The organism is Dongia sp. (assembly GCF_041910485.1).
Taxonomy (GTDB): domain Bacteria; phylum Pseudomonadota; class Alphaproteobacteria; order Dongiales; family Dongiaceae; genus Dongia.
The window spans coordinates 149,757-175,225 of the sequence record NZ_JAYRQR010000047.1; the positions used below are offsets into that span (position 1 = coordinate 149,757).

Here is a 25,469-nt window from a genome sequence, read left to right on the forward strand (position 1 = left end):
GTCAGACTCGGATCACGTGGATCTTCGTCACTGGTTTCTTGTCATAGGTCTTGTGATACCAACGCCGCGCCGCAAGCCGAGCGGCCTCCGCCACCTCGGCGTCGTCCGAGCGCTTTGATTTCGGCAATTCGACCAGTGCCTCGGCAATTGCTGCCTGTATGGTGGCGATGGCATCGCCGGCCGCCGCGGCATCCATCAGCCCCTCGAACGAAACCTGGGGCGGCGCCAAGAGCTTGCCCGATTTGTCGACGACGACCGAGCCCATGATGACGCCGTTGAAGCTGAGACGATGGCGATGGCGGATCGCCTCGCTGTCGGCGGATACCAGGACCTTTCCGTCAAGGGCCAAGCGGCCGGCGGGCACGCGCGCCACGATCTCGGCCGGGCCGGGCGCCAACCGGATGAGCATGCCGTTCTCGGGCGCCAAGGCTTCCGGCACCTGGCATTCCCTGGCGAAAGCTACATGTTCCTGAATATGGCGCGCTTCGCCATGCACCGGCAAGGCGATACGAGGGCGGACCATCTGATACATCTCAGCAAGCTCGTCGCGGGCGGGATGACCCGAGACATGCACATCCTCATCGCGGTCCGTGATCACCTCGACGCCACGCTTGGCGAGGTCATTGTGAAGACGATTGATTGACAGCTCATTCCCGGGAATGACACGCGACGAGAAGATGGCCGCATCGCCCGCCTCGAGCTGCACCGGATGCTCACCGCGAGCAATACGCGTCAATGCCGAGCGTGGCTCGCCCTGGCTGCCGGTACAGATCATCAGGATATTTTCACGCGGGAAATAGCCGACATCATGTTCCGTGACAAACTTGGGAAGGTCGGTCAGATAGCCGTTCTCCTGGGCGGATTCGAGCATGCGCCAAAGCGACCTTCCGATAAGGGCGCAATGACGGTCATGTGCCGCCGCAACCCGCGCAATGGTTTCGACCCGTGCGAGATTGCTGGCAAAGCAACCGATCGCGACCCGGTTCTTCAGGCGACCAACCACATCCATCAGCGAGGCGCGAACATCAGCCTCGGAACCCGACGTGCCTGAGACGAAGACATTGGTGGAATCACAGATCATGGCCAGCACGCCGCCATCGCCGAGACGGCGCAGGGCCGCGACATCGGTCGTCTCGCCGACCAGAGGTTCGGGATCTAGCTTCCAATCGCCGGTATGGAGCACCGCGCCATGCGCCGTCCGGATGACGACGGCATTGGGTTCGGGGATCGAATGGGTAAGTGTGATGAGTTCGACCGTGAAGGGGCCGATCTCGCGGCTGCCCGACATCGGAATGATGGTGATCTTGGCCTCCTGCTCAAGCCCAACTTCGGCGAGCTTCCGGCGTAGAACGGAGGCCGTGAATGGTGTCGCGTAAAGCGGACAGCGGAATCGATTCCAAAGATATGGAACCGCGCCTATGTGATCTTCGTGTGCGTGGGTCAGCACGATCCCGACCAGATCGGCCGCACGCTCGGAAATGAAGGTCGGGTCGGGCATGACCACGTCGATGCCCGGCATGCTGTCATCGCCAAACGAGATGCCGAGATCGAGCATGAGCCACTTGCCGTTATGGCCGTAGAGATTGAGATTCATGCCAATCTCGCCGGACCCGCCCAAGGGCAGGAACAGGAGCTCGTCTTTGCCGGGCTTGAAAGGATCGATCATGAGCGGTTGCGGCGATAAATCTCGACAAGACCCCGCATGGTGATATCGGGATCGAGATGAGTGATCACGGGCGTATTGCCGTGGAAGAGCGGTGCCAAGCCCCCGGTTGCCACCACATCAAGCGGCGCGCCAAATTCTTCCGAAATCCTCTGCACCATGCCTTCCACAAGGCCGACGTAGCCCCAGAAGATGCCGGACTGCATGGCTTCGGTCGTACTTTTGCCGATAACGCGGCTGGGTCGCTCGACAACGATACGCGGCAGCATGGCCGTGGCGCTATGCAGGATCTCGACCGAGAGCACGATGCCAGGGGCAATGGCACCACCGATATAGTTGCCGCCTTGGTCGACCACGTCGAAGGTGGTCGCGGTACCGAAATCGACAACGACCAGCGGGCCTTTGTAGGTGAGGTGTCCGCCGACTGCATTGGCCAGGCGATCTGCGCCAACGGTAGACATTGGAATGTCCATCTTTACCTCGATCCCGAGCTTAACAGCCGGATCGCCCACCACCATCGGCTTTGTGCCGAGATGGTTCTCGCAGAGCAGGTTGAGATGGAACAGCGATTGCGGAACCACAGTGGCGATGATGGCCGCGTCGATTGCCTTCAGCGTCAGCCCTTTCATGGCGAGAAGCTGATTGAGCCAAACCACATATTGGTCTGCGGTTCGCGCGGCCTCTGTCTTGATGCGCCAGTCCCCCACGGCCTTGTCGCCGTCATATAGCGCGAACTTCACGTTGGTATTATTGGCATTGATCGCGAGAAGCATTGTTCCCTTCCCTCTCGTCACGCGGCCGGCCGCGGCACCATGAAGATATCGCCCGCCGCGACGCGCTTCAGTTCTCCGCTGTTCATTCGTAACAGCAGCGTCCCATCGGCGTCGATATCCTCGAAACGGCCTGAAATCTCTTCCCGCTCTAGGCGCGCCACGATCGGTTCGCCCAGCCCCCGGCAATGTGCCAGCCAGTCTGCGCGGACCCCGGCAAAGCCACTGGCAAGCCATGCCTCGTACAACGGATGGAATTCGCCGAGCAGCAGATCCAGGGCCTGGTCCGGTGTGAGCGCAGGACCACCCACTGCAAGGAGATCGGTGGTCGGATAGAGAGTCTCCGCCGGATGGTGCCGCAGGTTAACGCCAATCCCAAGCACCAGCCAATCTACCTTGCCACCGGTTACTCCGCCGGATTCGAGCAGGATGCCTGAAATCTTGCGGTCATCCACTAGGACGTCATTAGGCCATTTATGCTGCACTGGGACCGATAGCACCGCGCGAAGGAGCCGACCCAAGGCAATCGCCGCCACGAAGCCGAGGGTCGCGGCCTCGGCCGGCGACTTTCCAGGCCGCAGCAGCATCGACATATAGAGATTGCCGGCTTCAGATACCCAATTGCGACCACGGCGCCCCTTCCCGGCCGTCTGCACGTCGGCACGCAGCACGACGCCTTCTTCGGTGCCGGAGAGCGCACGCGCCTTCAGCGCGTCATTGGTGCTGCCGATTTCCGCTAAGGTCTCGACGCGGAAGATCAGGCTCATTCGGCGAAGAGCACACTCGCGGCGTCGGCCGTCATGTCGAAGAACGGCGAACCCGCCAGGAAGCCGAAGGTGATGACGAAAACCGTCACGGCGAGCACGATACGAAGCGTCGGTGTGACCCGGTCAAAACCTTCGGTCGGCTGGTCGAAGAACATCACCTTGATGATGCGAATGTAATAGAAGGCCGACACCACGCTGGCCAGCACGCCCACAACAGCCGTCACATACAGATGTTCTTGGATCGCCGCCATGAAGACGAACAGCTTGCCGAAGAAGCCGGCGAAGGGCGGGATGCCGGCCATCGAGAACATGAAGATGGCAAGTGCATAGGCAAGGCCCGGCTGAGAGCGGGACAGACCAGCGAGATCGCTGATCTCCTCGACTGCCTGCCCCCTGCGGCGCATGGCGAGGATGACCGCGAAAGCACCCGTCGTCATGACGATATAGATCGCCATATAGGTCAGCAGACCAGAAACACCCTCCTGCGTACCCGTTGCCAGACCAACCAAGGCATAGCCCACGTTGCCGATCGATGAATAGGCCATCAGGCGCTTGATGTTCTTCTGGTAGATCGCGGCGACGGCGCCGAGCACCATTGAAGCGATCGAGATGAAGATAATGATCTGCTGCCACTGGCCGACCATGTCGCCGAACGGACCGACAAGGACACGGGTGAAGAGCGTGATCGCTGCGACCTTAGGAGCTGCCGCAAAAAAGGCCGTGATCGGCGTCGGCGCACCCTCGTAAACATCGGGGGTCCACATGTGGAAGGGAACGGCAGAGACCTTGAACGCAAGACCGGCGCAGAGGAACACGATGCCGACGATGAGGCCAAGACCGGCCTCGCCCGAAAGCACACTCGCCAGGACCGAGAAATTGGTCGAACCGGTGAAGCCATAGATCAGCGACGAACCGTAGAGCAGCATGCCGGAAGAAAGGGCGCCAAGGACGAAGTATTTGAGGCCGGCTTCGGTCGATTTCACCGTGTCGCGACGGATAGCGGCAACGACGTAGAGCGCCAGCGATTGCAGTTCGAGGCCAACATAGAGCGAGATCAGATCGTTGGCTGAGATCATCAACGCCATGCCGAGGCTGGCCAGCAGCATCAGGATCGGCAACTCGAAACGAGCCATATTCTCGCGTTCGGCATAGTCGAGCGACATGATGATAGCGACGGCAGCCGCACCAAAGGAAAGAACCTTGGCAAACCGGGCAAAGCCGTCGGCCACGAACAACCCCTGGAACGCCAAGCCACTCTCGGCACCGGAGAGAGTGAGAAAGATACCAACAGCCAGCGACACAACGCTGGCCCAGGCAATCAGGCGCATATGCTTGTCACCCAGCGAGACGCCGACAACGAGCAGCACGAGGCTGGCGATCGCCAGGAAAATCTCCGGCGCGGCGAGGCCAAGATTGAGGTCGGTGAACGTCATGACGGGACTGCCCTCGCCTTTACTGCGTTGCTTCAGCAGGAGCCGCATCCGCCGGGGCCGCCAGGGCCTCCATGCGCGGCGCGTAATCCTGGATGAAATCGGTGACTGTCGGGCCGAAGATCGACGTGAAGCTGATCGGATAGATACCCATCCAGAAGACCAGGATCAGCAGCGGCGCGAAGACGATCTTCTCGCGCAGCGACAGATCCAGCATGGTCTTCAAATCTTCCTTCACCAGTTCGCCGAAGATGATGCGGCGATAGAGCCACAACATATAGGCGGCACCGAGGATGACGCCGGTCGCAATCAGCAGAGCCACCCAGGTGCTGGACTGGAAGACGCCGACCATGACCAGGAACTCGCCGATGAAACCACTGGTGCCGGGGAGACCGACAGAAGCCATCGTCATGATCATGAACACGACAGCATATTTCGGCATGCGATGCACAAGGCCGCCATAGCGCGCGATTTCGCGGGTGTGCAGCCGGTCATAGATGACGCCGACACAGAGAAAGAGCGCACCGGAGACAATGCCGTGCGACAGCATCTGGAACAGCGCACCTTCGAGGCCCTGCTGGGTCATCGAGAAGATACCGGCCGTAACGAAGCCCATATGCGCCACCGACGAATAGGCGATGAGCTTCTTCATATCTTCCTGGGCAAGGGCGATCAGCGACGTGTAGATGACCGCGACGACGCTCATGAAATAGACGAGCGGCGTGAAATAGGCCGACGCCTCGGGCAGCATCGGAATCGAGAAGCGCAGGAACCCGTAGGCGCCCATCTTCAAGAGCACGCCGGCTAGAATGACCGAACCAGCCGTCGGCGCTTCGACGTGGGCGTCGGGCAACCAGGTATGGACCGGCCACATCGGCACCTTTACGGCGAAGGAAGCGAAAAGCGCCAGCCATAGCCACTTCTGAATGCCGGTGTCGAAGGCGTAGGCCATCAATTTCGGGATATCGGAGGTACCGGTGATGGAGTACATGGCAAGGATCGCCAGCAGCATCAGCACCGAGCCCGCGAGGGTAAAGAGGAAGAACTTGATCGAGGCATAAACGCGGCGCGGGCCGCCCCAGATACCGATGATCAGGTACATCGGGATGAGGACGCCTTCGAAGAAAATGTAGAAGGTAATGAAGTCGAGGGCACAGAAGGTGCCGACCATCAGCGTCTCTAGGCCCAAGAAGGCGATCATGTATTCTTTGACGCGCTTCTCGACCGCTTCCCAGCTGGCCAGGATGCAAATCGGCGTCAGCAGAGTCGACAGCAGCACAAATGTCATCGAGATGCCGTCGAGACCCATATGGTAATTGATGTTGAGGGTCGGCAGCCACTCTGCCTTTTCCTCGAACTGGAAGCCGACGACCGAGCGGTCGAAGTCGAACCAGATCACCAGCGAGATGGCGAAGACGATGAGCGAGGTCCACAGCGCAATGTAGCGTGCGTTGCGGGCAACGGCCTTTTCCTCACCTTTCAGAATGAGGATGAGCGCCGCGCCCACTAGCGGCAGGAACGTCGTCAGGCTGAGGATGGGCATGCTGGCGCTCATCACGTCTCTCACTTAAAGGCGAAAATGTACCAGCTGACCAAGGCGACGATGCCGATCAGCATGACGAAAGCATAGTGGTAGACATAGCCCGATTGCAGGGCACTGGCGCGCTTGGCGAAGAATTCGCCGGTAAGCCAGCCGAGCCCATCGACTGTGCCATCGACGACAGCACCATCGCCCTTCTTCCAAAGGAAGCGGCCAAGTGCCTTCACCGGATTGACGAAGATGGCGTCGTAGAGCTCGTCGAAATACCACTTGTTGTAGGACATCAGGTAAAGCGGACGGAACGCGCTGGCAAAGAAGCCGGGCAGACCGCGCTGCACCAGATAGGCATAGCTTGCAAAAGCGATGCCGAAGAGGCCGGCCGCGAGCGGCAGCAGTTTCACCCACAGCGGAACGTCATGGGCATGGTGCGGCACTTCATTGGTCGCAGCGAAGTGGATCGCTTCACCCCAGAAATGCTCCATCTCGGTCCCGACGAAACCTTCATGCCAGATGAAACCGGCAAAGACGGCGCCGATCGCCAACACGAAAAGCGGAATGAGCATCACCTTCGGGCTTTCATGGACGTGGTGCATAACGTCATGGGAAGCACGCGGCTCGTTGTGGAAGGTCAGGTAGATGAGGCGCCAGGAATAGAACGCCGTCATCACCGCACCGATGATGCCGAGCCAGAAGGCGTACATCCCGACACCAGAATGCGCCGCGAAGGCGGACTCCAGGATGCTGTCCTTCGAATAGAAGCCAGCAAAACCGAACACGCCCGGAATACCGACACCAGCCAGCGCGATGTTGCCAATCCACATCAGACCGTATGTCGTGGGGATGAGCTTATAGATGCCGCCCATCTTACGCATGTCCTGCTCGCCCGACATCGCGTGGATGACCGAACCGGCGCACAAGAACAGCAGCGCCTTGAAGAAGGCGTGCGTAAAGAGGTGGAACATTGCGGCACCATAGGCACCGACACCGGCCGCAAAGAACATGTAGCCGAGCTGCGAACAGGTCGAATAGGCGATGACGCGCTTGATGTCGTTCTGCGTCAAACCCACGGTCGCCGCAAAGAAGGCGGTCGAGGCACCGACCACGGTCACGACCTCCTTGGCATAGGGGGCGTATTCGAACATCGGCGACAGGCGGCAGACCATGAAGACTCCGGCCGTCACCATGGTCGCGGCATGGATGAGTGCCGAGACCGGGGTCGGGCCTTCCATGGCGTCAGGCAGCCATGTGTGCAGAAAGAGCTGCGCAGACTTGCCCATAGCGCCCACAAAAAGCAGCAGGCAAAGCGTGGTCAGCGTATCGAGCTCATAGCCGAGGAAGTTAAAGGTCGGTGGCGTCTCACCCGCGATTACGGCTTCGAAGATCGGCTTGAACTCGACCGTGTGGAAGACCAGGAAGCAGCCCATAATGCCGAGGGCAAAGCCGAAATCACCGACACGGTTAACGAGAAAGGCCTTGATGGCAGCCGCATTTGCGCTCGGCCGGTCAAACCAGAAGCCGATGAGGAGGTAGGAGCTGAGGCCCACGCCTTCCCAGCCGAAGAACATCTGGATGAAATTGTCCGCCGTGATCAGCATCAACATGCAGAAGGTGAACAACGACAGATAGGCCATGAAGCGCGGGACCGACTTGTCGTGATGCATGTAGCCGATGGAATAGACATGCACCATCGCCGAAACCGTGTTGACGACGATTAGCATAACCGCCGAGAGCTGGTCGATGCGCAGTGCCCAGGCAGCGCGGAAGTCACCAGTCTGGAACCAAGTGAAGAGCTCGGTGGTACGCACATTACCGTTGCCGGTCACGTCGAAGAAAGTGATCCAGGAGATCACCATGACGACCAGCATCAGGCCAGCTGTTATGTACTGCGCGGCATGGTCGCCGATACGGCGATTGCCGATGCCGGCAATGAGGGCGCCCAGCAGCGGAAGGGCAACGATGGCGACGTCGAGATTCATGTCAGCCCTTCATCACGTTGACGTCCTCGACGGCGATCGAGCCGCGAGTACGGAAGAAGACCACCAGGATGGCGAGACCGATCGCAGCTTCGGCAGCAGCGACGGTGAGGATCAGCATCGCAAAGACCTGCCCGACCATGTCGTTCAGATAATGCGAGAAAGCGACCATGTTGACGTTCACCGAGAGCAGCATCAGCTCGACCGACATCAGGATGATGATGACGTTCTTGCGGTTGAGGAAGATGCCGAAGATGCCGATCGTGAAGAGGATTGCCGACAGGGTCAGGTAGTGCTCAAGGCCGATCGTCATCATTTGACACCTCCCGTGGCGCCTTCGCCGGTCTTGACCTTGGTCAGTTGGACCGAAGCGCGCGTCCGGTCGACCTGGGCGGCGATGCGCTGGCGGCGCACACCTTCGCGCTCGCGGTGGGTCAGCACGATAGCCCCCATCATCGCCACCAGCAGCACGAGGCCGGCGACCTGGAACAGGTAGAAATACTGGGTGTACATGATGTTTCCGAGCGCCTCGGTATTGCTTACCTGGTCGATCGGTGGCGTCGGTGCGCCGGCGGTGGCAGTGCCGAGCCCCGTACCGGTCATTACGAATACAAGTTCGGCGGCGAGAATAACGCCGACCACGGCGCCGATCGGCAGATAGCGCACGAAGCCCTGGCGCAACTCGACGAAATTGATGTCGAGCATCATAACGACGAAGAGGAACAGCACCGCAACGGCGCCGACATAAACGACGACCAGCATCATGGCCAGGAACTCGGCGCCGATGAGGACGAACAAGGCCGCGACATTGAAGAAGGTCAGGATCAGGAACAGCACCGAATAGACCGGGTTGCGGTTCCCGACGACCAGCAAGGCCGAAATCACGGCCACTGCGGCGAATACATAGAAGGCGATGGTCTGCACGATCATCTAACGTCTCTCCCCCACCCTATCCGGCGTCAGCGATAGGGCGCATCGGCGGCGATATTGCCGGCGATCTCGGCTTCCCAGCGCTCGCCGTTCCGCAGCAGCTTCTCCTTGTTGTAGAGGAGCTCCTCATGCGTCTCGGTGGCAAACTCGAAATTCGGACCCTCGACGATGGCATCCACCGGGCAAGCCTCCTGGCAGAAGCCGCAATAGATGCACTTCGTCATGTCGATGTCGTAGCGCGTGGTGCGGCGGCTGCCGTCGTCGCGCGGCTCGGCTTCGATGGTGATGGCCTGTGCCGGGCAGATCGCCTCGCACAGCTTGCAGGCGATGCAGCGTTCCTCGCCATTGGCATAGCGACGCAAAGCATGCTCACCACGGAAACGCGGGCTGATCGGCCCCTTCTCGTAGGGATAGTTGATCGTCACCTTTTCCTTGAAGAGATAGGAGAAGGTAAGCGCCATGCCTGAAACGAGTTCCTTGAGGAGGAAGCTATTAAGCGTGCGGCTGATGGCTGACATGGTCCCAATTCCTCAATTGCTGGCCGGCGCGGTCTCTTCGACCGCGGCAGCTGGCAGAACGGCGCCCTTTTTCGGCAGGCTGTCGGTTGCGACAAGCACACCTGCAGTCAGGATCACCATGATCAAAGAGAGCGGCAGGAAGACCTTCCAACCCAGGCGCATCAACTGGTCATAGCGATAGCGCGGGAAGGTCGCACGAACCCAGACAAAGCTGGCGGCGATGAAGCTGGCCTTGAGGGCGAACCAGATGAAGCCCGGGACCCAAGTGAATGGGGCCACGTTGAACGGCGCCTGCCAGCCACCCAAGAACAGGATCGAGGTCATGGCGCTCATCATCCAGATGTTGGCGTATTCGCCGAGGAAGAAGAGTGCGAACGTGAAAGCCGAATATTCCGAGAAGTAACCGGCAACCAACTCCGATTCCGCTTCCGGCAGATCGAAGGGCGGACGGTTGGTCTCGGCGAGACCGGAAATATAGAAGACGACGAACATCGGCAGCAGAGGGATGCAGAACCAGACAGTGGCCTGCGCCTTCACGATGTCGTTGAGGTTGAGTGAACCCACGCAAAGCAGCACAGTCACCAACACGAAGCCGATCGAGACTTCGTAGGAAACCATCTGCGCCGCCGAGCGCAGCGCACCCAGGAACGGATACTTCGAGTTCGAAGCCCAACCGGCGAGCACAATGCCGTAGACGCCCAAGGAGGAGATGGCAAAGAGATAGAGAATGCCGACATTGAGGTCGGCCAGGACCACGCCGTCATCGAAGGGGATCACCGCCCAGGAAACGAGGGACAGGATAAAGGTGATCATTGGGGCCACGACGAAGGCAACACGGTTGGCGCCCGACGGGATGATCGTGTCCTTGAACAGGAGTTTGACGCCGTCGGCGATCGGTTGCAGCAGACCGAAAGGGCCGACCACGTTCGGGCCACGACGGATCTGCATCGCCGCCATGATCTTGCGTTCCGCCAAGGTCAGATAGGCAACGGCCAGCAGCAACGGCACGATGATGCAAAGGATCATCAGCACCGTGAAGATCGTGGTGCCGAGATAGGTACCGAAGGTCGTTGTAAAGAACTCAGCCATGGGTGCCCGTCTTTCCGCCGGCAGCCGTTGGCACGAAGCGTTCCGTGCACTGCGCCATCGTCGCCGAGGCGCGGCTGATCGGGTCGGTCATATAGTAATTGCTGATCGAAGAGCGGAAGTGATCGCGACCAATTTCGCCCTGCCCGCCGAATGCGGCCCATGCAGCCGGTTCGATCGCGCCGAGGCGCTGGAAGCGCGGGTTCGCCTGATAGAGCTTGCGGCGGAGCTGCTCGAGGCTGTCATAACCGAGCTTCTTGCCGATCACTTCGGAAAGCGCCCGCAGGATGCTCCAATCCGCCTTGGCATCGCCCGGTGGGAACACGGCCAAACGGCCGAGCTGGGCGCGCCCTTCAAGGTTCATATAGGTGCCGTCCTTTTCGGTATAGGCGGCTCCCGGCAGGATCACGTCGGCGCGATGCGCACCACGGTCTCCATGATGGCCCTGATAGATCACGAACGCCTTGCCGAGGCGGTTGGTATCGATCTCATCCGCACCGAGCAAATAGACCACCTCGACCTCGCCCTTTTGGGCCCCATCGAGAATGCCGGCGACATCGCGGCCGCCACTCTGCGGTACGAACCTAAGTTCGAGACCAGCGACACGGGAGGCCGCCGTCTGAAGCACGTTGAAACCGTTCCAGCCGTCGCGCACCACGTTGGCTGCGTCAGCAAGCTTCTTGGCGAGACCCAGCACGGCTGAACCGTCGGGACGCGCTAGCACGCCTTGGCCCACGATGATCATCGGCGCCTTGGCATTCTTTAGGACTTCAGCAAAGGAATGGCCGCCGCTCGCGAGTTGGCTCAGCGTTTCGCCGCCGGCACCCAGCATATCGACCGGATAGGTGAGTTCGCCGACACCGCCGACACTCGCGACTTTCAGGCCGCCCTTCAGATGACGCTTGCGGATACGAGCATTGAGGACAGGCGCTTCCCAACGCGGATTGGTGCCAATGAGCAGGATTACGTCGGCTTTATCGATGCCCGCGATCGTGCTGTTGAAAAGGTAAGAGGCGCGAACGCTCGCATCGGCCGCCGATCCATCCTGGCGGCAATCGATGTTGGGCGAACCCAATGCCGTCATCAGTTCCTTGAGGGCGAACATGCTCTCGGCATCGCATTGATCGCCAGCGATGGCAGCGATTCGCTTGCCATCGATGCCTTTGACCTTGGCAGAAATCGCCGCAAAGGCCTCGTTCCAAGTTGCGGGGCGCAGCTTGCCATTCTCGCGCAGGAACGGGCGATCCAGGCGCTGGCGCTTCAATCCGTCAACCCAGAAACGGCCTTTGTCGGCGAGCCATTCTTCGTTCACGTCCTCGTTGAGGCGCGGCAAGACGCGCAGCACTTCGCGGCCGCGGCTATCGATGCGAATATTGACGCCGACGGCATCCGACACGTCGACAGATTCCGTCTTGGCGAGTTCCCACGGACGTGCCGTGAACGCATAAGGCTTCGAGGTCAGCGCGCCGACCGGGCAGAGATCGATCAGGTTGCCGGAGAGCTCTGACGCGATGCCTTTCTCGACATAGGTCGTGACTTCCATGTGCTCGCCGCGAGCGACGGCGCCGAGCACTTCGACGCCGGCCACTTCGGTCGAAAAGCGAATGCACCGCGTGCATTGGATGCAACGCGTCATCTCGGTGCGGACCAGCGGGCCGAAATCCTTGTCGGTGACGGCGCGCTTTTCCTCATTGTACCGGGAGAAGCTCTTGCCGAAGGCCATCGCTTGATCCTGCAGATCGCATTCGCCGCCCTGATCGCAGATCGGGCAATCGAGCGGATGGTTGATCAGCAGAAACTCCATGACACCCTTGCGGGCCTTCTGGACCAGCGGGCTATCGGTCTTGATCACCATGCCTTCGGCGACGGGCATGGCGCAGCTCGCCACGGGCTTCGGCGCCTTCTCCTGCTCGACCAGGCACATGCGGCAATTGCCGGCGACCGACAGGCGCTCGTGATAGCAGAAACGGGGGATTTCCTTGCCGGCGAGTTCGCAGGCCTGCAGGACGGTAATGCCCGCCGGCACCTCGATCTCAATCCCGTCGATGGTCATCTTCGGCATGATCTAGATCCCTACTCCCCAGCCCTACTCGGCCGCCTGGCGGCCACGGAAATCGCGCATGCGCTGCTCGACCACCGGACGGAAATGACGCATCAAACCCTGAATCGGCCACGCCGCCGCATCGCCCAGCGCGCAGATGGTGTGACCTTCGATCTGCTTAGAGATTTCCAACAGCATGTCGATCTCGGACGGATCGGCATCACCCTTCACGAAGCGGGTCATGATGCGGAACATCCACCCTGTACCTTCGCGGCACGGCGTGCACTGGCCGCAGCTCTCATGCATGTAGAAATGCGCAAAGCGCGTGATCGCCTCGATAAGGTCGGTCGACTTGTCCATGACAATGACGGCCGCCGTGCCAAGGCCGGACTGAACCGCACGAAGCGAGTCAAAATCCATCAGGATATCGTCGCAGATATGCTTGGGCAGCATCGGCACCGACGAACCGCCGGGAATGACCGCCAGCAGATTGTCCCAGCCGCCGCGCACGCCACCGCAATGCTTGTCGATCAGCTCCCGCAGCGGAATGCCCATTTCTTCTTCGACATTGCAGGGCTTGTTCACATGGCCCGACACGCAGAAGAGCTTCGTGCCGACATTCTTCGGCCGACCGAGACCGGCGAACCAGGATGCACCGCGTCGCAGAATTGTCGGTGTGACAGCGATGGTCTCCACATTGTTGACCGTGGTCGGGCAACCGTAGAGACCGCAGGCCGCTGGAAACGGCGGTTTCAGGCGCGGCTGGCCCTTCTTGCCCTCCAGGCTTTCGATCAGCGCGGATTCTTCGCCGCAAATATAGGCGCCGGCACCGCGATGCAGGTAGACGTCGAAATCATAGCCGGAACCAGAGGCGTTCTTGCCGATGAGGCCGGCGTCATAGGCTTCGTCGATCGCCGCCTGGACGTGCATCGCCTCCTGATAGAACTCACCGCGAATATAGATGTAGGCCGCCTTGCAGCGCATGGCGAAGCCAGCGATGAGGCAGCCTTCGATCAGCATGTGCGGATCGAAGCGCAGAATCTCGCGATCCTTGCAGGTACCGGGCTCGGATTCATCGGCATTGACCACGAGGTAGGACGGACGACCATCCGACTGCTTGGGCATGAAGGACCACTTCATGCCGGTCGGGAAACCGGCACCACCGCGGCCGCGCAATTCCGATGCCTTGATCTCGTCGACGATCTTGTCGGGGCCGACTTCCAGCAAGGCCTTGGTGTTATCCCAGATGCCGCGACGGCGAGCCCCGGCGAGGCGCCAATCATCCTGGCAATAGATGTTCTTAAAGATGCGATCCTTGTCCTGGAGCATCACTTACCTCCCGCCAGATCGCGCGTCATGTCGTAGGAGATCGGAATCTCCTGCAAGATCGTCGGCCCACCCTCTGCCATCGAAGCGCGGCGGCCGTTCTGTGGACCGGTCTGCGGCTTACGGCCAGCAGCCAGTTCGTCGAGGACCTTGCCGAGCGTTTCCGGCGTCAGGTCTTCGTAGAAATCGTCATTGATCTGCACCATCGGCGCATTGCAGCAGGCGCCAAGGCATTCGACTTCCATCATCGAGAAGAGACCGTCCTTGGTCACTTCCTTCATGCCGACGCCAAGGCGCTTTTGCAGATAATCGGTGAGCTTGTCGGAACCACGCAGCCAGCACGGGGTCGTGCGGCAGACTTGGATGAGGTGCTTACCGACTGGCTGCAGGTTGTACATCGTGTAGAAGGTCGCGACCTCGTAGACGCGGATCGGCGCCATGTCGAGCATGCCAGCGATGACGTCCATCGCCACGCGTGAAACCCAGCCTTCCTGGCGCTGCGCCAGATCGAGCAGCGGCATCACCGCGGACGGCTGACGCCCTTCCGGGTAGCGCGCGATGATCTTCTTCGCCTTCTCCAAATTCTCAGCATTGAAGGCGAAGTTGGTCGGCTGAACCACATCGGTGTTTGCGTGTGCACTCATCTGTCGATCTCACCGAACACAATGTCGAGGGAGCCGAGGATCGCCACCGAATCCGCCAGCATGTAGCCCTTGCAGAGGAAATCCATAGCCGCGAGATGCGGGAAGCCCGGCGCCCGGATCTTGCAGCGATGCGGCTTGTTGCTGCCATCGGAGACCAGATAGACGCCGAATTCGCCCTTGGGCGCTTCGACTGCCGTGTAAGTCTCGCCGGCGGGCACGTGATAGCCCTCGGTATAAAGCTTGAAGTGATGGATCAGCGCTTCCATCGAATGCTTCATCTCACCGCGCTTGGGCGGCGTCACCTTGTGATCGGTCGACGTGGCGGGGCCACCCGGCATTTCCTTGATGCACTGACGCACGATCTTGAGGCTCTCGCGCATCTCGGCGACACGCACCAGATAGCGATCGTAGCAATCGCCGTGCTTCCCGACGGGAATATCGAAATCCATCTTGTCGTAGACGAGATAGGGCTGCGATTTGCGCAAATCCCACGGCACGCCCGAAGCACGCAGCACCGGGCCAGTGAAGCCCCAGGCAATCGCATCCTCGGCCGAGACCGGGCAGACATCGACCAGACGCTGCTTGAAGATGCGGTTCTCAGTGAGAAGCCCTTCCATATCGTCGACGATCTTCGGAAACTTCTCACTCCAGGCCCAAAGGTCTTCGAGCAGACCGGCCGGCAGATCCTGATGAACGCCACCCGGCCGGTAGTAAGCCGCGTGCAGGCGCGCACCCGAAACGCGCTCGTAGAATTCCATCAGCAATTCGCGCTGCTCGAACACCCACAGGAACGGCGTTACCGCGCCCACGTCCATCGCATAGGCCGGGATGTTCAGCAGGTGATTGAGGATGCGCGTCACCTCGTCGAACATGACGCGGATATACTGGCCGCGGATCGGCACTTCGAGCCCAAGGAGCTTCTCGACGGCGAGCACGAAAGCATGCTCCTGGCACATCGGGCTCACGTAATCGAGGCGATCGAAATAGGGAATGGCCTGCGTATAGGTCTTGTACTCGATCAGCTTCTCGGTGCCGCGATGCAGCAGGCCGATATGCGGATCGACGCGGCGCACGATTTCGCCATCCATTTCCATGACCATACGCAACACACCGTGGGCCGCCGGATGCTGCGGCCCAAAGTTCATGGTCATTGGTTTGATATGGGTTTCGGCCATCAGTTTGTCTTCCCAGCCGGGGCTTCCCCAGCTTTCTCGTCACCCGGCAGAACGGGGCGCGGCTGTAGCATGCCTTCCCAAGGCGACAGGAAGTCGAACGATCGGAATTCCTGCTGAAGTTTGACCGGTTCATAGACGACGCGCTTCAGCGCTTCGTCATAGCGAACCTCGACATAGCCGGTGAGCGGGAAATCCTTGCGGAACGGATGCCCCTCGAAACCGTAATCGGTGAGGATGCGCCGCAGGTCCGGATTGCCGTCAAAGAAAATGCCGTAAAGGTCATAGGCTTCGCGCTCGAACCAAGCCGCGGACGGGTGAACGCCGACAACGCTGGGAACCGAATCGTCTTCGCCGATTGCGACCTTCACGCGGCAGCGGCGATTGAGGCTGAGGCTCAGCAGATTGTAGACCACGTCAAAGCGATCCGCCCGTTCCGGATAGTCGACGCCGCAGACGTCGATCAGCATCTTGAATTGGCAATTTGCATCGTCGCGCAGGAAACCGAGCACCCGCTCAATCCGTGCGGCCGGCACATAAACCATCAATTCGCCCAGGGCCACTTCAGTGCGCAGCACCGCATCCCCGAGGGCGGCGGCGATATATTCGCCGAGCTCGCGATAGACGTCCGTCATGATGGTGTTATCCCTACCCTTCCCCTAGTACGCGCCGGTCGATGCGCTGTCAGCGCGCAATCGTCGTGGTACGTCGGATCTTCTTCTGCAGTTGCAGGATGCCATAGACCAGCGCCTCAGCCGTCGGCGGGCAGCCCGGAACATAGACATCCACCGGCACGATGCGATCGCAGCCGCGCACGACCGAATATGAATAGTGGTAGTAGCCGCCGCCATTGGCGCAGGAGCCCATGGAGATGACCCAGCGCGGCTCGGCCATCTGGTCGTAGACCTTGCGCAGGGCCGGGGCCATCTTGTTGGTGAGCGTCCCTGCGACGATCATGACGTCGGACTGGCGGGGGCTCCCTCGCGGCACGACGCCGAACCGGTCGAGATCGTAGCGCGCCATATAGGCGTGCATCATTTCGACGGCGCAGCAGGCCAGGCCGAAGGTCATCGGCCACAGCGAACCGGTTCGCGCCCAGTTCACCAGCTTGTCCATCTGTGCGATGACGAAGCCTTTGTCCTGCAGTTCGTTGGTGACCTGCGTCAGCACTTGGTCCTGCGCCGACCCGGGTCGCAGAATTCCGCTGGCTGGCACTGATTGGGGCTGGCTCATTGGCTTACTCCCGCTCCCCTTATTCCCACTCAAGGGCGCCCTTTTTCCACTCGTAGATGAACCCTACGGTGAGGACGCCAAGGAAAATGATCATCGACCAGAAGCCGAAAACGCCGATGTTCCCCAGCGAAACCGCCCAAGGGAAGAGGAAGGCAACTTCCAGATCGAAGATGATGAAAAGAATGGAAACCAGATAAAAGCGCACATCGAATTGACGGCGGGCATCGTCGAACGCCTCGAAACCGCATTCGTAAGGCGAGAGCTTCTCGGAATCCGGGTTCTGCTTGCCGGCGATCAACGATGCGGTGACCATCACCAGCGTGAGCGCCGTAGCGATCAGCAAGAAAATCAGGATCGGCAGATATTCTTTAAGTAGGTCGTCCATCCCGGCTTTTCCTACGCTCCATCACCCTACTTTGGCCGATTCAGCCCGCTGAGAACCGGCTGGCCGACCTCTTTGCCCGCAGACAGCGTCCTTTACGCCAATTTTTCGCAGCGCAAAAGACCCTGATCGCGCTTACTGGCACGACTCCGGGCGGCCTCACTATAAAGAGGTTAACGCAGCCAAGGAAGGGCAAAAACCACCAAAACGCAGCGTGAATTAAGTCCCCAACAGGACCTAATATCTTGATTCAGATCATTTTTTGTAAAGGAAAATGGCGCGAGTGACGGGACTTGAACCCGCGGCCTCCGGCGTGACAGGCCGGCGCTCTAACCAACTGAGCTACACCCGCGCAAGACAGGATCGAAGCCGGTAACCGGCCTCGTCTGTTCGGCGGGGCAGCATGTACTTCAATGCCGCATCCCCTGTCAACACGCATCGGCAGCGAATTCTTCCGATGCGGTGCAACACTTTGCCATGATTTCGTTCTATGCTGATTCCGCGCAGGATTTGTCGCCATCATACGTGAAATACGGGCTGCCTAAAATCGACAGCCAGTTTGGCTCACGCCACGCAATCCCAGCGCCAAATGCCTTCGCCGTGCAACCGAGCCCCCCTGATTCGGACACTCTAGTGACAAGATGACCAAGCGGCACAAAAAATCCCACGCCCCTCGCCTACTCGCGCTGATCATTCTCGCCGCTCTCGCCGGCACGATCTATTGGGGGCGGGACTATTTGCCCGCCGACCTTTTGCCGGCCGGGCTGCTGCCTTCATCCGCTGCTGCTCCCAATCCCAGCGGTAGCCAAAGAAACGCGCCAGTGTCGGTCTATGTGGCCAAGGCGGAAAGTCAGACGCTAATTCGGCAGTCCCGCTCGGTGGGCACACTCACCGCCTCAAATACAGTAACGATCAGCCCCGAGATCCCCGGCCGCCTCGTCAGCGTTTCCGACGCCCAGGGCGACCAAGTCAACAAGGGCGATCTGCTCGCCCAGCTCGACACGTCAATCTACGAAGCGCAAGTGGCGGAAGCAGACGCGAAACGTAAACTCTGGAAGGCCAATTCGGAGCGCGCGACAAGCCTGATGGCCAAAGGTGCCGGAACACCGAAAGCAGTCGATGAGGCTGCATCGGAATTGGGGGTGGCTGAAGCGGCCCTCAATCTTGCTCAAGCGAATCTCGCCAAGGCCCGAATTACGGCCCCCTTCAGTGGCGCGCTCGGCTTACGCCAAGTCAGCGTGGGCGAGTATCTGTCAGCCGGCCAGGCAATCTTTACACTGAGCCGCATCGATCCTCTTTACGTCGATTTCGCAGTTCCGCAGACGGAGCTGGCTGTTCTCAAACAAGACACACCGGTCATCATCTCGACAGATGCTTTTCCGGGCGAAACTTTCACCGGTCGCATTCTAGCCATCGATCCACAGCTGGACGCTGCAGCTCGCGCAGTTTCAGTACGTGCCGAGATCGCCAATTCTGAAAGCCGCCTCAAACCCGGTTTGTTCATCGAAGTCGAGATCGATGCGGGCCGAATTGCCGATGCCGTCGTCGTTCCAGAGCAAGCCCTCGTCGCACGCGGCGACCGTGTCTTCGTCTATACAGTCGAAGACAACAAAGCCGTCATGAAACCGGTGAAAACGGGACTCCGTCAGGCGGGTCAAGTGCAGATCGTTGAAGGCCTTTCCGCCGGCGAGACTGTGGTCACTGACGGCCAGATCAAGCTGCGCCCAGGCGCTGATGTTTCGATTGCCCAGCCCTAGGAGAGTTCGGATATGCGCCTTCCCGAGCTGTGCATCCGCCGCCCCGTCTTCGCCACCGTCATCAATCTTGTCGTTCTGCTGATCGGCATCATCGCATATCAACGCCTGACGGTGCGCGAGTATCCCGACATCGACGAGCCGGTCGTCAGCGTTTCGACGACCTTCCGTGGCGCTTCTGCCGAAATCATGGAGCTGCAGGTCACGCAGGAACTGGAAGAAAGCCTCTCCGGTATCGAAGGCATCGACTTCATCAAATCAGCAAGCCGCGCCGAATCATCGCGCATCAGCATCACTTTCCGACCAAGCCGTGACATCGATTCCGCAGCAGCAGACGTGCGAGATCGAGTTTCGCGGGCACGCGGCAAGTTGCCGGACGATGTCGAGGAACCGGTCATCGCCAAGGTCGAGGCGGACGCCCAACCGATCATCTGGATGGCGTTCACCAGCGATGTCGACTCATCGCTGCAAATATCCGATTACGTCGATCGATTTGTGAAGAATAAGCTGCAGACACTTTCAGGCATCTCCGAAGTCCGCATCTTCGGTGAACGCAAGCCGGCCATGCGCGTCTGGCTGAAACCCGAACGTCTTGCCGCCTATCGCTTGACCGTTCAGGACGTGGAAGACGCATTGCGCGGCCAGAACGTCGAAATGCCGGCCGGCACGATCGAAAGCAAAGCGCGGGAATTCTCGGTTCTTTCCGACACCGGCGTCTCCACGCCAGAGGAATTTGCCGCCATTATCGTCAAGAAATCCGAACAGGCGCTGGTACGGCTTGGTGACGTAGCGGACGTGGAGCTCGGCGCATATGACGACACGATACGCACGCGCATCAATGGCCAAACGGGCGTGTCGCTCGGCATCATCAAGCAATCGACTGCGAACCCGCTCGATGTCTCCGCCGGGATTCGCGCCAATCTTCCTGCCATCCAGGCGAGCTTGCCGTCCGGCATGAAACTGGAAATGGCCTACGATTCATCGACCTTCATCCAGACGTCGATTGACAATGTCTACCGCGCCATCGTCGAAGCGGTCGTACTGGTCCTCCTGGTCATCATCTTCTTCCTGCGTTCGTTCCGTGCGACGCTCATTCCTCTTGTGACAATCCCACTGTCTCTGATCGGCGCTTGCGCCATCATGTACGCGCTCGGCTTCAGCCTCAACACGCTCACCATGCTGTCCTTCGTTCTGGCCATCGGCCTGGTAGTCGATGACGCGATTGTCATGCTGGAAAATATCCACCGTCACATCGAAGAGGGCCTCTCCCCCCTTCGTGCGGCACTTGTCGGCAGTCGCGAAATCGCGTTCGCAGTACTGGCCATGACCATCACGTTGGCTGCGGTCTATGTGCCAGTGGCGCTACAGAGTGGCCGCACCGGCAAGCTCTTCACCGAGTTCGCTTTGACACTGGCAGGCGCCGTACTCGTTTCCGGTTTCGTGGCACTCACCCTATCACCGATGATGTGCGCCAAGATTCTCCCCGACCGCGAACATGAAAAGCACGGCCCGATCTACGGCGCCATTGAGTTCCTGCTTGACCGCTTGACCCGCGCGTATGCCGCTACCCTGCGCGCCTGCATGGCCGTGCGCTGGCTTGTCGTCATCGTCGTTCTGCTGGTGGCGACTTCCGCGGTCTGGCTGTTCTCGGGACTGAAACACGAACTGACCCCGGTGGAGGATCGCGGCATCCTTTTTGCCTCCGTCACCGGGCCTGAAGGCGCCACCATCGAATACACGTCGAGCTATGTTAGAAAGATGGAGAGCATTTTCGCCACGGTACCGGAACTGCGCTCCTATTTCACGGTTGCCGGCAACCAGAGTCCATCGCAAGCCATGGCACCGTTACGCCTGAAGCCGTGGGATGAACGTGATAGATCGTCGAAGGAGATCGCTGCATCCCTGCGCGCCCCATTGACTCAGTTGCCCGGCGTCAACGTCTTTGCCAATGTCCCACCGTCTCTTGGACAAAGCCCCAACACCAAGGCGGCTGAACTAGTGGTACTCAGCACCGGAAGCTACGAAGAATTGGATGAAGTCGTTCAATCCATCCTGGATACGGCACGTGACGACCCACGCCTTGCCAACCCCGACTCCGACCTCAAACTGTCCAAACCAGAGATTCGCCTTTCCGTCGATCGCGACAAAGCGGCCGATCTCGGTATCAATGTGGAGCGCATCGGGACGACGATCGAGTCTCTGCTTGCCGGTCGAGACGTAACGCGCTTCAAGCGTGACGGTCGCCAATATGACGTTGTCGTCAAAGTCGATGACCGGTCTCGCTCAACGCCCGATCAGGCCAAGCTGATCTATATGCGCGCGGCCGGCGGCAGCATGGTGCCACTTTCCAATCTCGTCAGCCTGCGCGAGACGGTTTCGCCAAAGGACCTCAACCGCTGGAACCAGTTGCGTGCAGCGACGATTTCGGCCAATGCTGGCCCCGGATATACATCCGGCGACGCCATCAATGCTCTGCAGGAGATTGCGGACCGCACCCTGCCGGCGAATATGCAGGTCGATTATGCCGGCCAATCGCGTGAACTGCGGGCTTCCAGCCAGAGCGGCCTGACCGTTTTCATCTTGGCCTTGGCGTTCATTTATCTGGTCCTCTCAGCCCAATTCGAGAGTTTCCGGGACCCCTTCATCATCATGCTGACGGTGCCGCTTGCCATGACAGGTGCGCTGCTGGCGATGAGCCTCACCAGCGGGACGCTCAATGTCTATAGCCAGATTGGCCTCGTAACTCTGATCGGCCTTATCACCAAGCACGGCATCTTGATCGTCGAATTCGCCAATCAACGACGCGCGACCGGTCTTGACCTTGAGCAGGCAGTGATTGAATCCGCTGTCTTGCGCCTGCGTCCCATCCTGATGACGACAGGCGCCATGGTCCTGGGCACAATACCGCTCGCCTATGCCGAAGGCGCCGGCGCTGAATCGCGCCAAGCCATCGGCTGGGTCATCGTCGGCGGCCTGACCTTCGGCAGCTTTTTCACGTTGTTCGTGGTACCCGTCGCCTACACGCTGATCGCCGCCAAGTTCAGCGAATCAATTGATCAGCAATTGTCTGATCCAGCCCCTGACTCGCCAAATGCTCACGGAACCGTGCAAGCCGGGTGAAGACATCTTCATAGCCGATCTGTTTACCGGCAGCATCGGTGTAGATCAGCGAGCCGCGCGTGACGAAAAAGGTTGTCATGCCCCGCTTCTCGTCTGAGACCAGCGTATGCACCTCTCCCGGCGGCTCATAGATGAAGCTGCCGGTATCGGCGACCCAATCATGTTCCAGATAACGCCATGCGCCTGCGACCACAAAGGCATGTACGGGTGCCGTGTGATAGTGGCAAGCGAGGCTACCTCCCGGCGTCACCTTCAAGAGGTTCGACCACGCGCCATTCGAACAATCGAACATCAATGGCCGCAACTGCACCTGATCGGTCAGCGGAACCCATAGCGGATCGTCTTCAGAGACATGCTGAACGATTTCACTCATCACATTGACGCTGTCGAACTTCATGGGCTCGCTTTCAAGTTGCTGGCATGGTCGTGTCGGGCGCGGCGCGGCGCAAAGTAACGGCAGCGATCGCACCTAGGATCAAGGCGCCGCCCAAGAATACGCTGGTTTCAGGGACTTCGCCATGTACGAGCCAGACCCAGAAAGGGTTCAGAAATGCGTCGGCCAACGAAATCAGAACCATCTGAACAGCGGGCACATAGCGCGCACCTCGCATGTAGAGGACCAGCGGCAGCGCCAATTGCACCGTGCCCATTGCCGCCAAGGTCAAGAATTGCTGCAGGCTGATCGGTGCCAAACCCTGGGTCAGGGAGACCACGACGAAGATTCCGATGCCGCCGACGATGAGTGATGGTGCCATTTCGACGGAGTGATAGCGGCGCAAAGTGACGCTTTGGCCCGCAAAGCAGAGAGCCACCAGCAGCGCGATCAGCGCGCCTTCAAGTCCGGAGAGAGAGGCCCCGCTTTCACCGAAGGCGACGATCGCCACACCACCAAGAGCAATGAAAATGGCGGCAAAGACGATAAGTCGCGTCCGCTCCCGCAGCCATACCCAGGCCAGGAGCGCGGCAAAGAGCGGCGACGTGGCCGCGACACAAGAGACGGCGGCCACGCTCGCCTTCTGCATGGCCAGGATATAGAGCGAAGATCCGATGCCGAAAAAACCAGCCGTGGCAATCAACGGCACCAAAGTCGCTTGGCGAAAATGCGAAAGGGTCTCGCCGCGATAGCGCAGCAGCATCCACAGGAGCAACGCCCCGCTCATGCTGGCACCGCGATAGGCATTGAAGGTCCAGGCATCGATCTCTGGGACGAAACGAATGAAGACGCCGCTCAGGCTCCAGCCGACCGTAGCGCCGATCGCCAGCAGTACGCCCTTCATTTCATTAGACATTCCGCCCCCGCCTACCCCTGTTAAGAAATAAGCTTACAGAGGCTTTGGCTGCGCCGCCATAAGAACGCGCAACACTTGCCTGCCCTCAGGCACGATGATATTGTCCATACCTGTCTATACAAGTTGCCCAACAGAGGTCTGCTCCATGAACGCTTCCGTCACGTCCAGCAACCAGCGCGTCATTCGTGCTCCCCGTGGTACCGGACTCAATGCCAAATCCTGGGCGACGGAAGCTCCCTTGCGGATGCTCATGAACAATCTCGATCCAGAAGTGGCCGAGAATCCGGGCGAACTAGTGGTTTATGGCGGCATCGGCAAGGCCGCGCGCAATTGGGCCTGCTTCGACAAAATCGTCGAAACGCTGAAGAAGATGGAAGGGGACGAGACTCTCCTGATCCAGTCCGGGAAGCCTGTTGGTGTCTTTCGCACCCATGAAAACGCGCCGCGCGTACTGCTTGCCAACTCCAACCTCGTGCCGCATTGGGCAACCTGGGAGCATTTCCGCGAGCTCGATGCCAAGGGCCTGATGATGTACGGGCAGATGACGGCCGGATCGTGGATCTACATCGGCAGCCAGGGCATCGTGCAGGGAACCTACGAGACTTTCGTCGAAGCCGGCCGCCAACATTACGGCGGCAATCTCAAGGGACGCTGGATCCTTACCGGTGGCCTCGGCGGCATGGGCGGCGCGCAGACGCTGGCCGCAACTATGGCAGGCGCATCGATGATCGCTGTCGAATGCGAACCTTCCCGTATCGAGAAGCGGCTTGAAACGCGCTATGTCGACGTGAAAGCCAATTCGCTCGACGAGGCCCTTGCCATCCTGGAAAAGGCGAAGAAGGACGGCAAGGCAATCTCCATCGGCCTCCTCGGCAACGCTGCCGAGATTTTCCCGGAGATCGTGAAGCGCGGCATCCGTCCCGACATGGTCACCGATCAGACCAGTGCCCATGACCCGCTGAACGGCTATCTCCCCGCCGGCTGGAGCCTCGCCAAGGCCGCCGAAATGCGCCAGAAGGACCCCGCAGCTGTCGTGAAGGCCGCCAAGGAATCGATGGCGATCCAGGTTCGCGCGATGCTCGACTTCCACAAGATGGGCATCCCCACCTTTGATTACGGCAACAACATCCGCCAAATGGCCAAAGAAGTGGGTGTCGCCAACGCCTTCGATTTCCCGGGCTTCGTCCCGGCCTATATCCGCCCCCTCTTCTGCCGCGGCGTCGGTCCGTTCCGCTGGGTGGCGCTCTCTGGCGATCCTGAAGACATCTACAAGACCGATGCCAAGGTTAAGGAACTGATCCCGGACGATAAGCACCTCCACAACGGGCTCGACATGGCCGGTAGCCGTATCAAGTTCCAGGGCCTGCCCGCGCGCATCTGCTGGGTGGGTTTGGGCCAACGCATGCGTCTTGGCCTCGCCTTCAACGAGATGGTGCGTAAGGGCGAGTTGAAGGCGCCGATCGTCATCGGCCGCGACCACCTTGATTCTGGTTCCGTGTCCAGCCCCAACCGCGAAACGGAGGGGATGCGCGACGGGTCGGACGCGGTCTCCGACTGGCCGCTTCTCAACGCCCTACTCAACACGGCATCAGGCGCCACCTGGGTCAGCCTGCATCATGGCGGCGGCGTCGGCATCGGTTTCTCGCAACATTCGGGCATGGTTGTGTTGTGCGATGGATCGGAAGATGCGGATAAGCGTCTGCGCAATGTGCTGACGAATGATCCCGGCACTGGTGTTATGCGCCACGCCGATGCGGGCTATGAAACGGCCATTGAATGTGCCCGCGAGCAAGGGCTAAATCTGCCGATGCTGAACAAGTAAACCACGGCA

General features: G+C 59.9%; 22 protein-coding genes and 1 tRNA gene. 3 read left to right on the forward strand and 20 right to left on the reverse strand.

The window, feature by feature from the left end:
- Nucleotide 1: 1 nt before the first annotated feature.
- The 18 genes from ACE3PP_RS15525 to ACE3PP_RS15610 all read right to left on the reverse strand — a co-directional run bounded on the left by ACE3PP_RS15525 (nt 2) and on the right by ACE3PP_RS15610 (nt 17,827).
- Nucleotides 2-1,666, reverse strand: a complete 1,665-nt coding sequence (locus ACE3PP_RS15525; RefSeq protein ID WP_374383888.1) for a ribonuclease J — start codon at nt 1,664-1,666, stop codon at nt 2-4.
- Nucleotides 1,663-2,436, reverse strand: a complete 774-nt coding sequence (locus ACE3PP_RS15530) for a type III pantothenate kinase (protein ID WP_374383890.1) — start codon at nt 2,434-2,436, stop codon at nt 1,663-1,665. Before ACE3PP_RS15530 ends, ACE3PP_RS15525 begins: the two co-directional genes overlap by 4 nt.
- A gap of 17 nt (nt 2,437-2,453) precedes the next feature.
- Nucleotides 2,454-3,200 (reverse strand): biotin--[acetyl-CoA-carboxylase] ligase, encoded by a 747-nt coding sequence (locus ACE3PP_RS15535; protein WP_374383892.1) that lies wholly within the window; start codon nt 3,198-3,200, stop codon nt 2,454-2,456.
- Nucleotides 3,197-4,633, reverse strand: coding sequence for an NADH-quinone oxidoreductase subunit NuoN (gene nuoN, locus ACE3PP_RS15540; protein ID WP_374383894.1), 1,437 nt, complete (start codon nt 4,631-4,633; stop codon nt 3,197-3,199). Before nuoN ends, ACE3PP_RS15535 begins: the two co-directional genes overlap by 4 nt.
- Nucleotides 4,634-4,652: 19 nt before the next feature.
- Nucleotides 4,653-6,185 carry an NADH-quinone oxidoreductase subunit M gene (locus tag ACE3PP_RS15545; protein ID WP_374383896.1) on the reverse strand — a complete coding sequence of 511 codons (1,533 nt, stop codon included), beginning with the start codon at nt 6,183-6,185 and terminating at the stop codon, nt 4,653-4,655.
- Between the two features lie 8 nt (nt 6,186-6,193).
- Complete coding sequence (gene nuoL, locus ACE3PP_RS15550; protein ID WP_374383898.1) at nt 6,194-8,146, reverse strand: NADH-quinone oxidoreductase subunit L; 1,953 nt, start codon at nt 8,144-8,146, stop codon at nt 6,194-6,196.
- A gap of 1 nt (nt 8,147) precedes the next feature.
- Nucleotides 8,148-8,456, reverse strand: coding sequence for an NADH-quinone oxidoreductase subunit NuoK (nuoK, locus tag ACE3PP_RS15555; RefSeq protein WP_320500986.1), 309 nt, complete (start codon nt 8,454-8,456; stop codon nt 8,148-8,150).
- Nucleotides 8,456-9,073 carry an NADH-quinone oxidoreductase subunit J gene (locus ACE3PP_RS15560; RefSeq protein ID WP_374383900.1) on the reverse strand — a complete coding sequence of 206 codons (618 nt, stop codon included), beginning with the start codon at nt 9,071-9,073 and terminating at the stop codon, nt 8,456-8,458. Before ACE3PP_RS15560 ends, nuoK begins: the two co-directional genes overlap by 1 nt.
- A gap of 29 nt (nt 9,074-9,102) precedes the next feature.
- Nucleotides 9,103-9,591 carry an NADH-quinone oxidoreductase subunit NuoI gene (gene nuoI / locus ACE3PP_RS15565; protein WP_374383902.1) on the reverse strand — a complete coding sequence of 163 codons (489 nt, stop codon included), beginning with the start codon at nt 9,589-9,591 and terminating at the stop codon, nt 9,103-9,105.
- Nucleotides 9,592-9,603: 12 nt separating this feature from the next.
- Nucleotides 9,604-10,680 (reverse strand): NADH-quinone oxidoreductase subunit NuoH, encoded by a 1,077-nt coding sequence (gene nuoH, locus ACE3PP_RS15570; protein ID WP_374383904.1) that lies wholly within the window; start codon nt 10,678-10,680, stop codon nt 9,604-9,606.
- Complete coding sequence (gene nuoG, locus ACE3PP_RS15575; protein WP_374383906.1) at nt 10,673-12,739, reverse strand: NADH-quinone oxidoreductase subunit NuoG; 2,067 nt, start codon at nt 12,737-12,739, stop codon at nt 10,673-10,675. Before nuoG ends, nuoH begins: the two co-directional genes overlap by 8 nt.
- Before the next feature lie 24 nt (nt 12,740-12,763).
- A complete protein-coding gene (gene nuoF / locus ACE3PP_RS15580; protein WP_374383908.1) occupies nt 12,764-14,047 on the reverse strand; it encodes an NADH-quinone oxidoreductase subunit NuoF in 1,284 nt (427 codons plus the stop codon).
- On the reverse strand, nt 14,047-14,688 hold the full coding sequence (gene nuoE / locus ACE3PP_RS15585; RefSeq protein ID WP_374383910.1) for an NADH-quinone oxidoreductase subunit NuoE: 642 nt from the start codon (nt 14,686-14,688) through the stop codon (nt 14,047-14,049). The genes nuoF and nuoE overlap by 1 nt, the downstream gene beginning before the upstream one ends.
- Complete coding sequence (locus ACE3PP_RS15590) at nt 14,685-15,863, reverse strand: NADH-quinone oxidoreductase subunit D (protein WP_374383912.1); 1,179 nt, start codon at nt 15,861-15,863, stop codon at nt 14,685-14,687. The genes nuoE and ACE3PP_RS15590 overlap by 4 nt, the downstream gene beginning before the upstream one ends.
- A complete protein-coding gene (locus ACE3PP_RS15595) occupies nt 15,863-16,495 on the reverse strand; it encodes an NADH-quinone oxidoreductase subunit C (protein WP_374383914.1) in 633 nt (210 codons plus the stop codon). The genes ACE3PP_RS15590 and ACE3PP_RS15595 overlap by 1 nt, the downstream gene beginning before the upstream one ends.
- Nucleotides 16,496-16,544: 49 nt before the next feature.
- Complete coding sequence (locus tag ACE3PP_RS15600) at nt 16,545-17,093, reverse strand: NADH-quinone oxidoreductase subunit B family protein (protein ID WP_374383916.1); 549 nt, start codon at nt 17,091-17,093, stop codon at nt 16,545-16,547.
- A gap of 19 nt (nt 17,094-17,112) precedes the next feature.
- Nucleotides 17,113-17,478 carry an NADH-quinone oxidoreductase subunit A gene (locus ACE3PP_RS15605; protein WP_374383918.1) on the reverse strand — a complete coding sequence of 122 codons (366 nt, stop codon included), beginning with the start codon at nt 17,476-17,478 and terminating at the stop codon, nt 17,113-17,115.
- 272 nt (nt 17,479-17,750) lie between these two features.
- Nucleotides 17,751-17,827, reverse strand: a tRNA-Asp gene (locus tag ACE3PP_RS15610).
- Nucleotides 17,828-18,116: 289 nt separating this feature from the next.
- On the opposite strand from ACE3PP_RS15610, the gene ACE3PP_RS15615 reads away from it, so the two are divergent.
- Nucleotides 18,117-19,232, forward strand: a complete 1,116-nt coding sequence (locus ACE3PP_RS15615) for an efflux RND transporter periplasmic adaptor subunit (RefSeq protein ID WP_374383920.1) — start codon at nt 18,117-18,119, stop codon at nt 19,230-19,232.
- Nucleotides 19,233-19,244: 12 nt separating this feature from the next.
- A complete protein-coding gene (locus ACE3PP_RS15620) occupies nt 19,245-22,349 on the forward strand; it encodes an efflux RND transporter permease subunit (protein ID WP_374383922.1) in 3,105 nt (1,034 codons plus the stop codon).
- On the opposite strand, the gene ACE3PP_RS15625 is transcribed toward ACE3PP_RS15620, so the two are convergent.
- Together ACE3PP_RS15625 and ACE3PP_RS15630 are read right to left on the reverse strand one after the other, a co-directional pair.
- A complete protein-coding gene (locus tag ACE3PP_RS15625; protein ID WP_374383924.1) occupies nt 22,270-22,746 on the reverse strand; it encodes a 2,4'-dihydroxyacetophenone dioxygenase family protein in 477 nt (158 codons plus the stop codon). The genes ACE3PP_RS15620 and ACE3PP_RS15625 overlap by 80 nt on opposite strands.
- Nucleotides 22,747-22,756: 10 nt before the next feature.
- Entirely contained in the window at nt 22,757-23,638 is an 882-nt protein-coding gene (locus ACE3PP_RS15630; protein ID WP_374383926.1) for a DMT family transporter, read from the reverse strand.
- 145 nt (nt 23,639-23,783) lie between these two features.
- Here ACE3PP_RS15630 and hutU point away from each other — a divergent pair, with 145 nt between their 5' ends.
- A complete protein-coding gene (gene hutU, locus ACE3PP_RS15635) occupies nt 23,784-25,460 on the forward strand; it encodes a urocanate hydratase (RefSeq protein WP_374383928.1) in 1,677 nt (558 codons plus the stop codon).
- The last annotated feature ends 9 nt before the right edge of the window (nt 25,461-25,469 follow it).

Bases quoted from the DNA above. Each gene is read 5' to 3' on its own strand.
- ACE3PP_RS15525 (WP_374383888.1), bottom strand. From the start codon at position 1,666: ATGATCGATCCTTTCAAGCCCGGCAAAGACGAGCTCCTGTTCCTGCCC.
- ACE3PP_RS15530 (WP_374383890.1), bottom strand. From the start codon at position 2,436: ATGCTTCTCGCGATCAATGCCAATAATACCAACGTGAAGTTCGCGCTA.
- ACE3PP_RS15535 (WP_374383892.1), bottom strand. From the start codon at position 3,200: ATGAGCCTGATCTTCCGCGTCGAGACCTTAGCGGAAATCGGCAGCACC.
- nuoN (WP_374383894.1), bottom strand. From the start codon at position 4,633: ATGACGTTCACCGACCTCAATCTTGGCCTCGCCGCGCCGGAGATTTTC.
- ACE3PP_RS15545 (WP_374383896.1), bottom strand. From the start codon at position 6,185: ATGAGCGCCAGCATGCCCATCCTCAGCCTGACGACGTTCCTGCCGCTA.
- nuoL (WP_374383898.1), bottom strand. From the start codon at position 8,146: ATGAATCTCGACGTCGCCATCGTTGCCCTTCCGCTGCTGGGCGCCCTC.
- nuoK (WP_320500986.1), bottom strand. From the start codon at position 8,456: ATGACGATCGGCCTTGAGCACTACCTGACCCTGTCGGCAATCCTCTTC.
- ACE3PP_RS15560 (WP_374383900.1), bottom strand. From the start codon at position 9,073: ATGATCGTGCAGACCATCGCCTTCTATGTATTCGCCGCAGTGGCCGTG.
- nuoI (WP_374383902.1), bottom strand. From the start codon at position 9,591: ATGTCAGCCATCAGCCGCACGCTTAATAGCTTCCTCCTCAAGGAACTC.
- nuoH (WP_374383904.1), bottom strand. From the start codon at position 10,680: ATGGCTGAGTTCTTTACAACGACCTTCGGTACCTATCTCGGCACCACG.
- nuoG (WP_374383906.1), bottom strand. From the start codon at position 12,739: ATGCCGAAGATGACCATCGACGGGATTGAGATCGAGGTGCCGGCGGGC.
- nuoF (WP_374383908.1), bottom strand. From the start codon at position 14,047: ATGCTCCAGGACAAGGATCGCATCTTTAAGAACATCTATTGCCAGGAT.
- nuoE (WP_374383910.1), bottom strand. From the start codon at position 14,688: ATGAGTGCACACGCAAACACCGATGTGGTTCAGCCGACCAACTTCGCC.
- ACE3PP_RS15590 (WP_374383912.1), bottom strand. From the start codon at position 15,863: ATGGCCGAAACCCATATCAAACCAATGACCATGAACTTTGGGCCGCAG.
- ACE3PP_RS15595 (WP_374383914.1), bottom strand. From the start codon at position 16,495: ATGACGGACGTCTATCGCGAGCTCGGCGAATATATCGCCGCCGCCCTC.
- ACE3PP_RS15600 (WP_374383916.1), bottom strand. From the start codon at position 17,093: ATGAGCCAGCCCCAATCAGTGCCAGCCAGCGGAATTCTGCGACCCGGG.
- ACE3PP_RS15605 (WP_374383918.1), bottom strand. From the start codon at position 17,478: ATGGACGACCTACTTAAAGAATATCTGCCGATCCTGATTTTCTTGCTG.
- ACE3PP_RS15615 (WP_374383920.1), top strand. From the start codon at position 18,117: ATGACCAAGCGGCACAAAAAATCCCACGCCCCTCGCCTACTCGCGCTG.
- ACE3PP_RS15620 (WP_374383922.1), top strand. From the start codon at position 19,245: ATGCGCCTTCCCGAGCTGTGCATCCGCCGCCCCGTCTTCGCCACCGTC.
- ACE3PP_RS15625 (WP_374383924.1), bottom strand. From the start codon at position 22,746: ATGAAGTTCGACAGCGTCAATGTGATGAGTGAAATCGTTCAGCATGTC.
- ACE3PP_RS15630 (WP_374383926.1), bottom strand. From the start codon at position 23,638: ATGTCTAATGAAATGAAGGGCGTACTGCTGGCGATCGGCGCTACGGTC.
- hutU (WP_374383928.1), top strand. From the start codon at position 23,784: ATGAACGCTTCCGTCACGTCCAGCAACCAGCGCGTCATTCGTGCTCCC.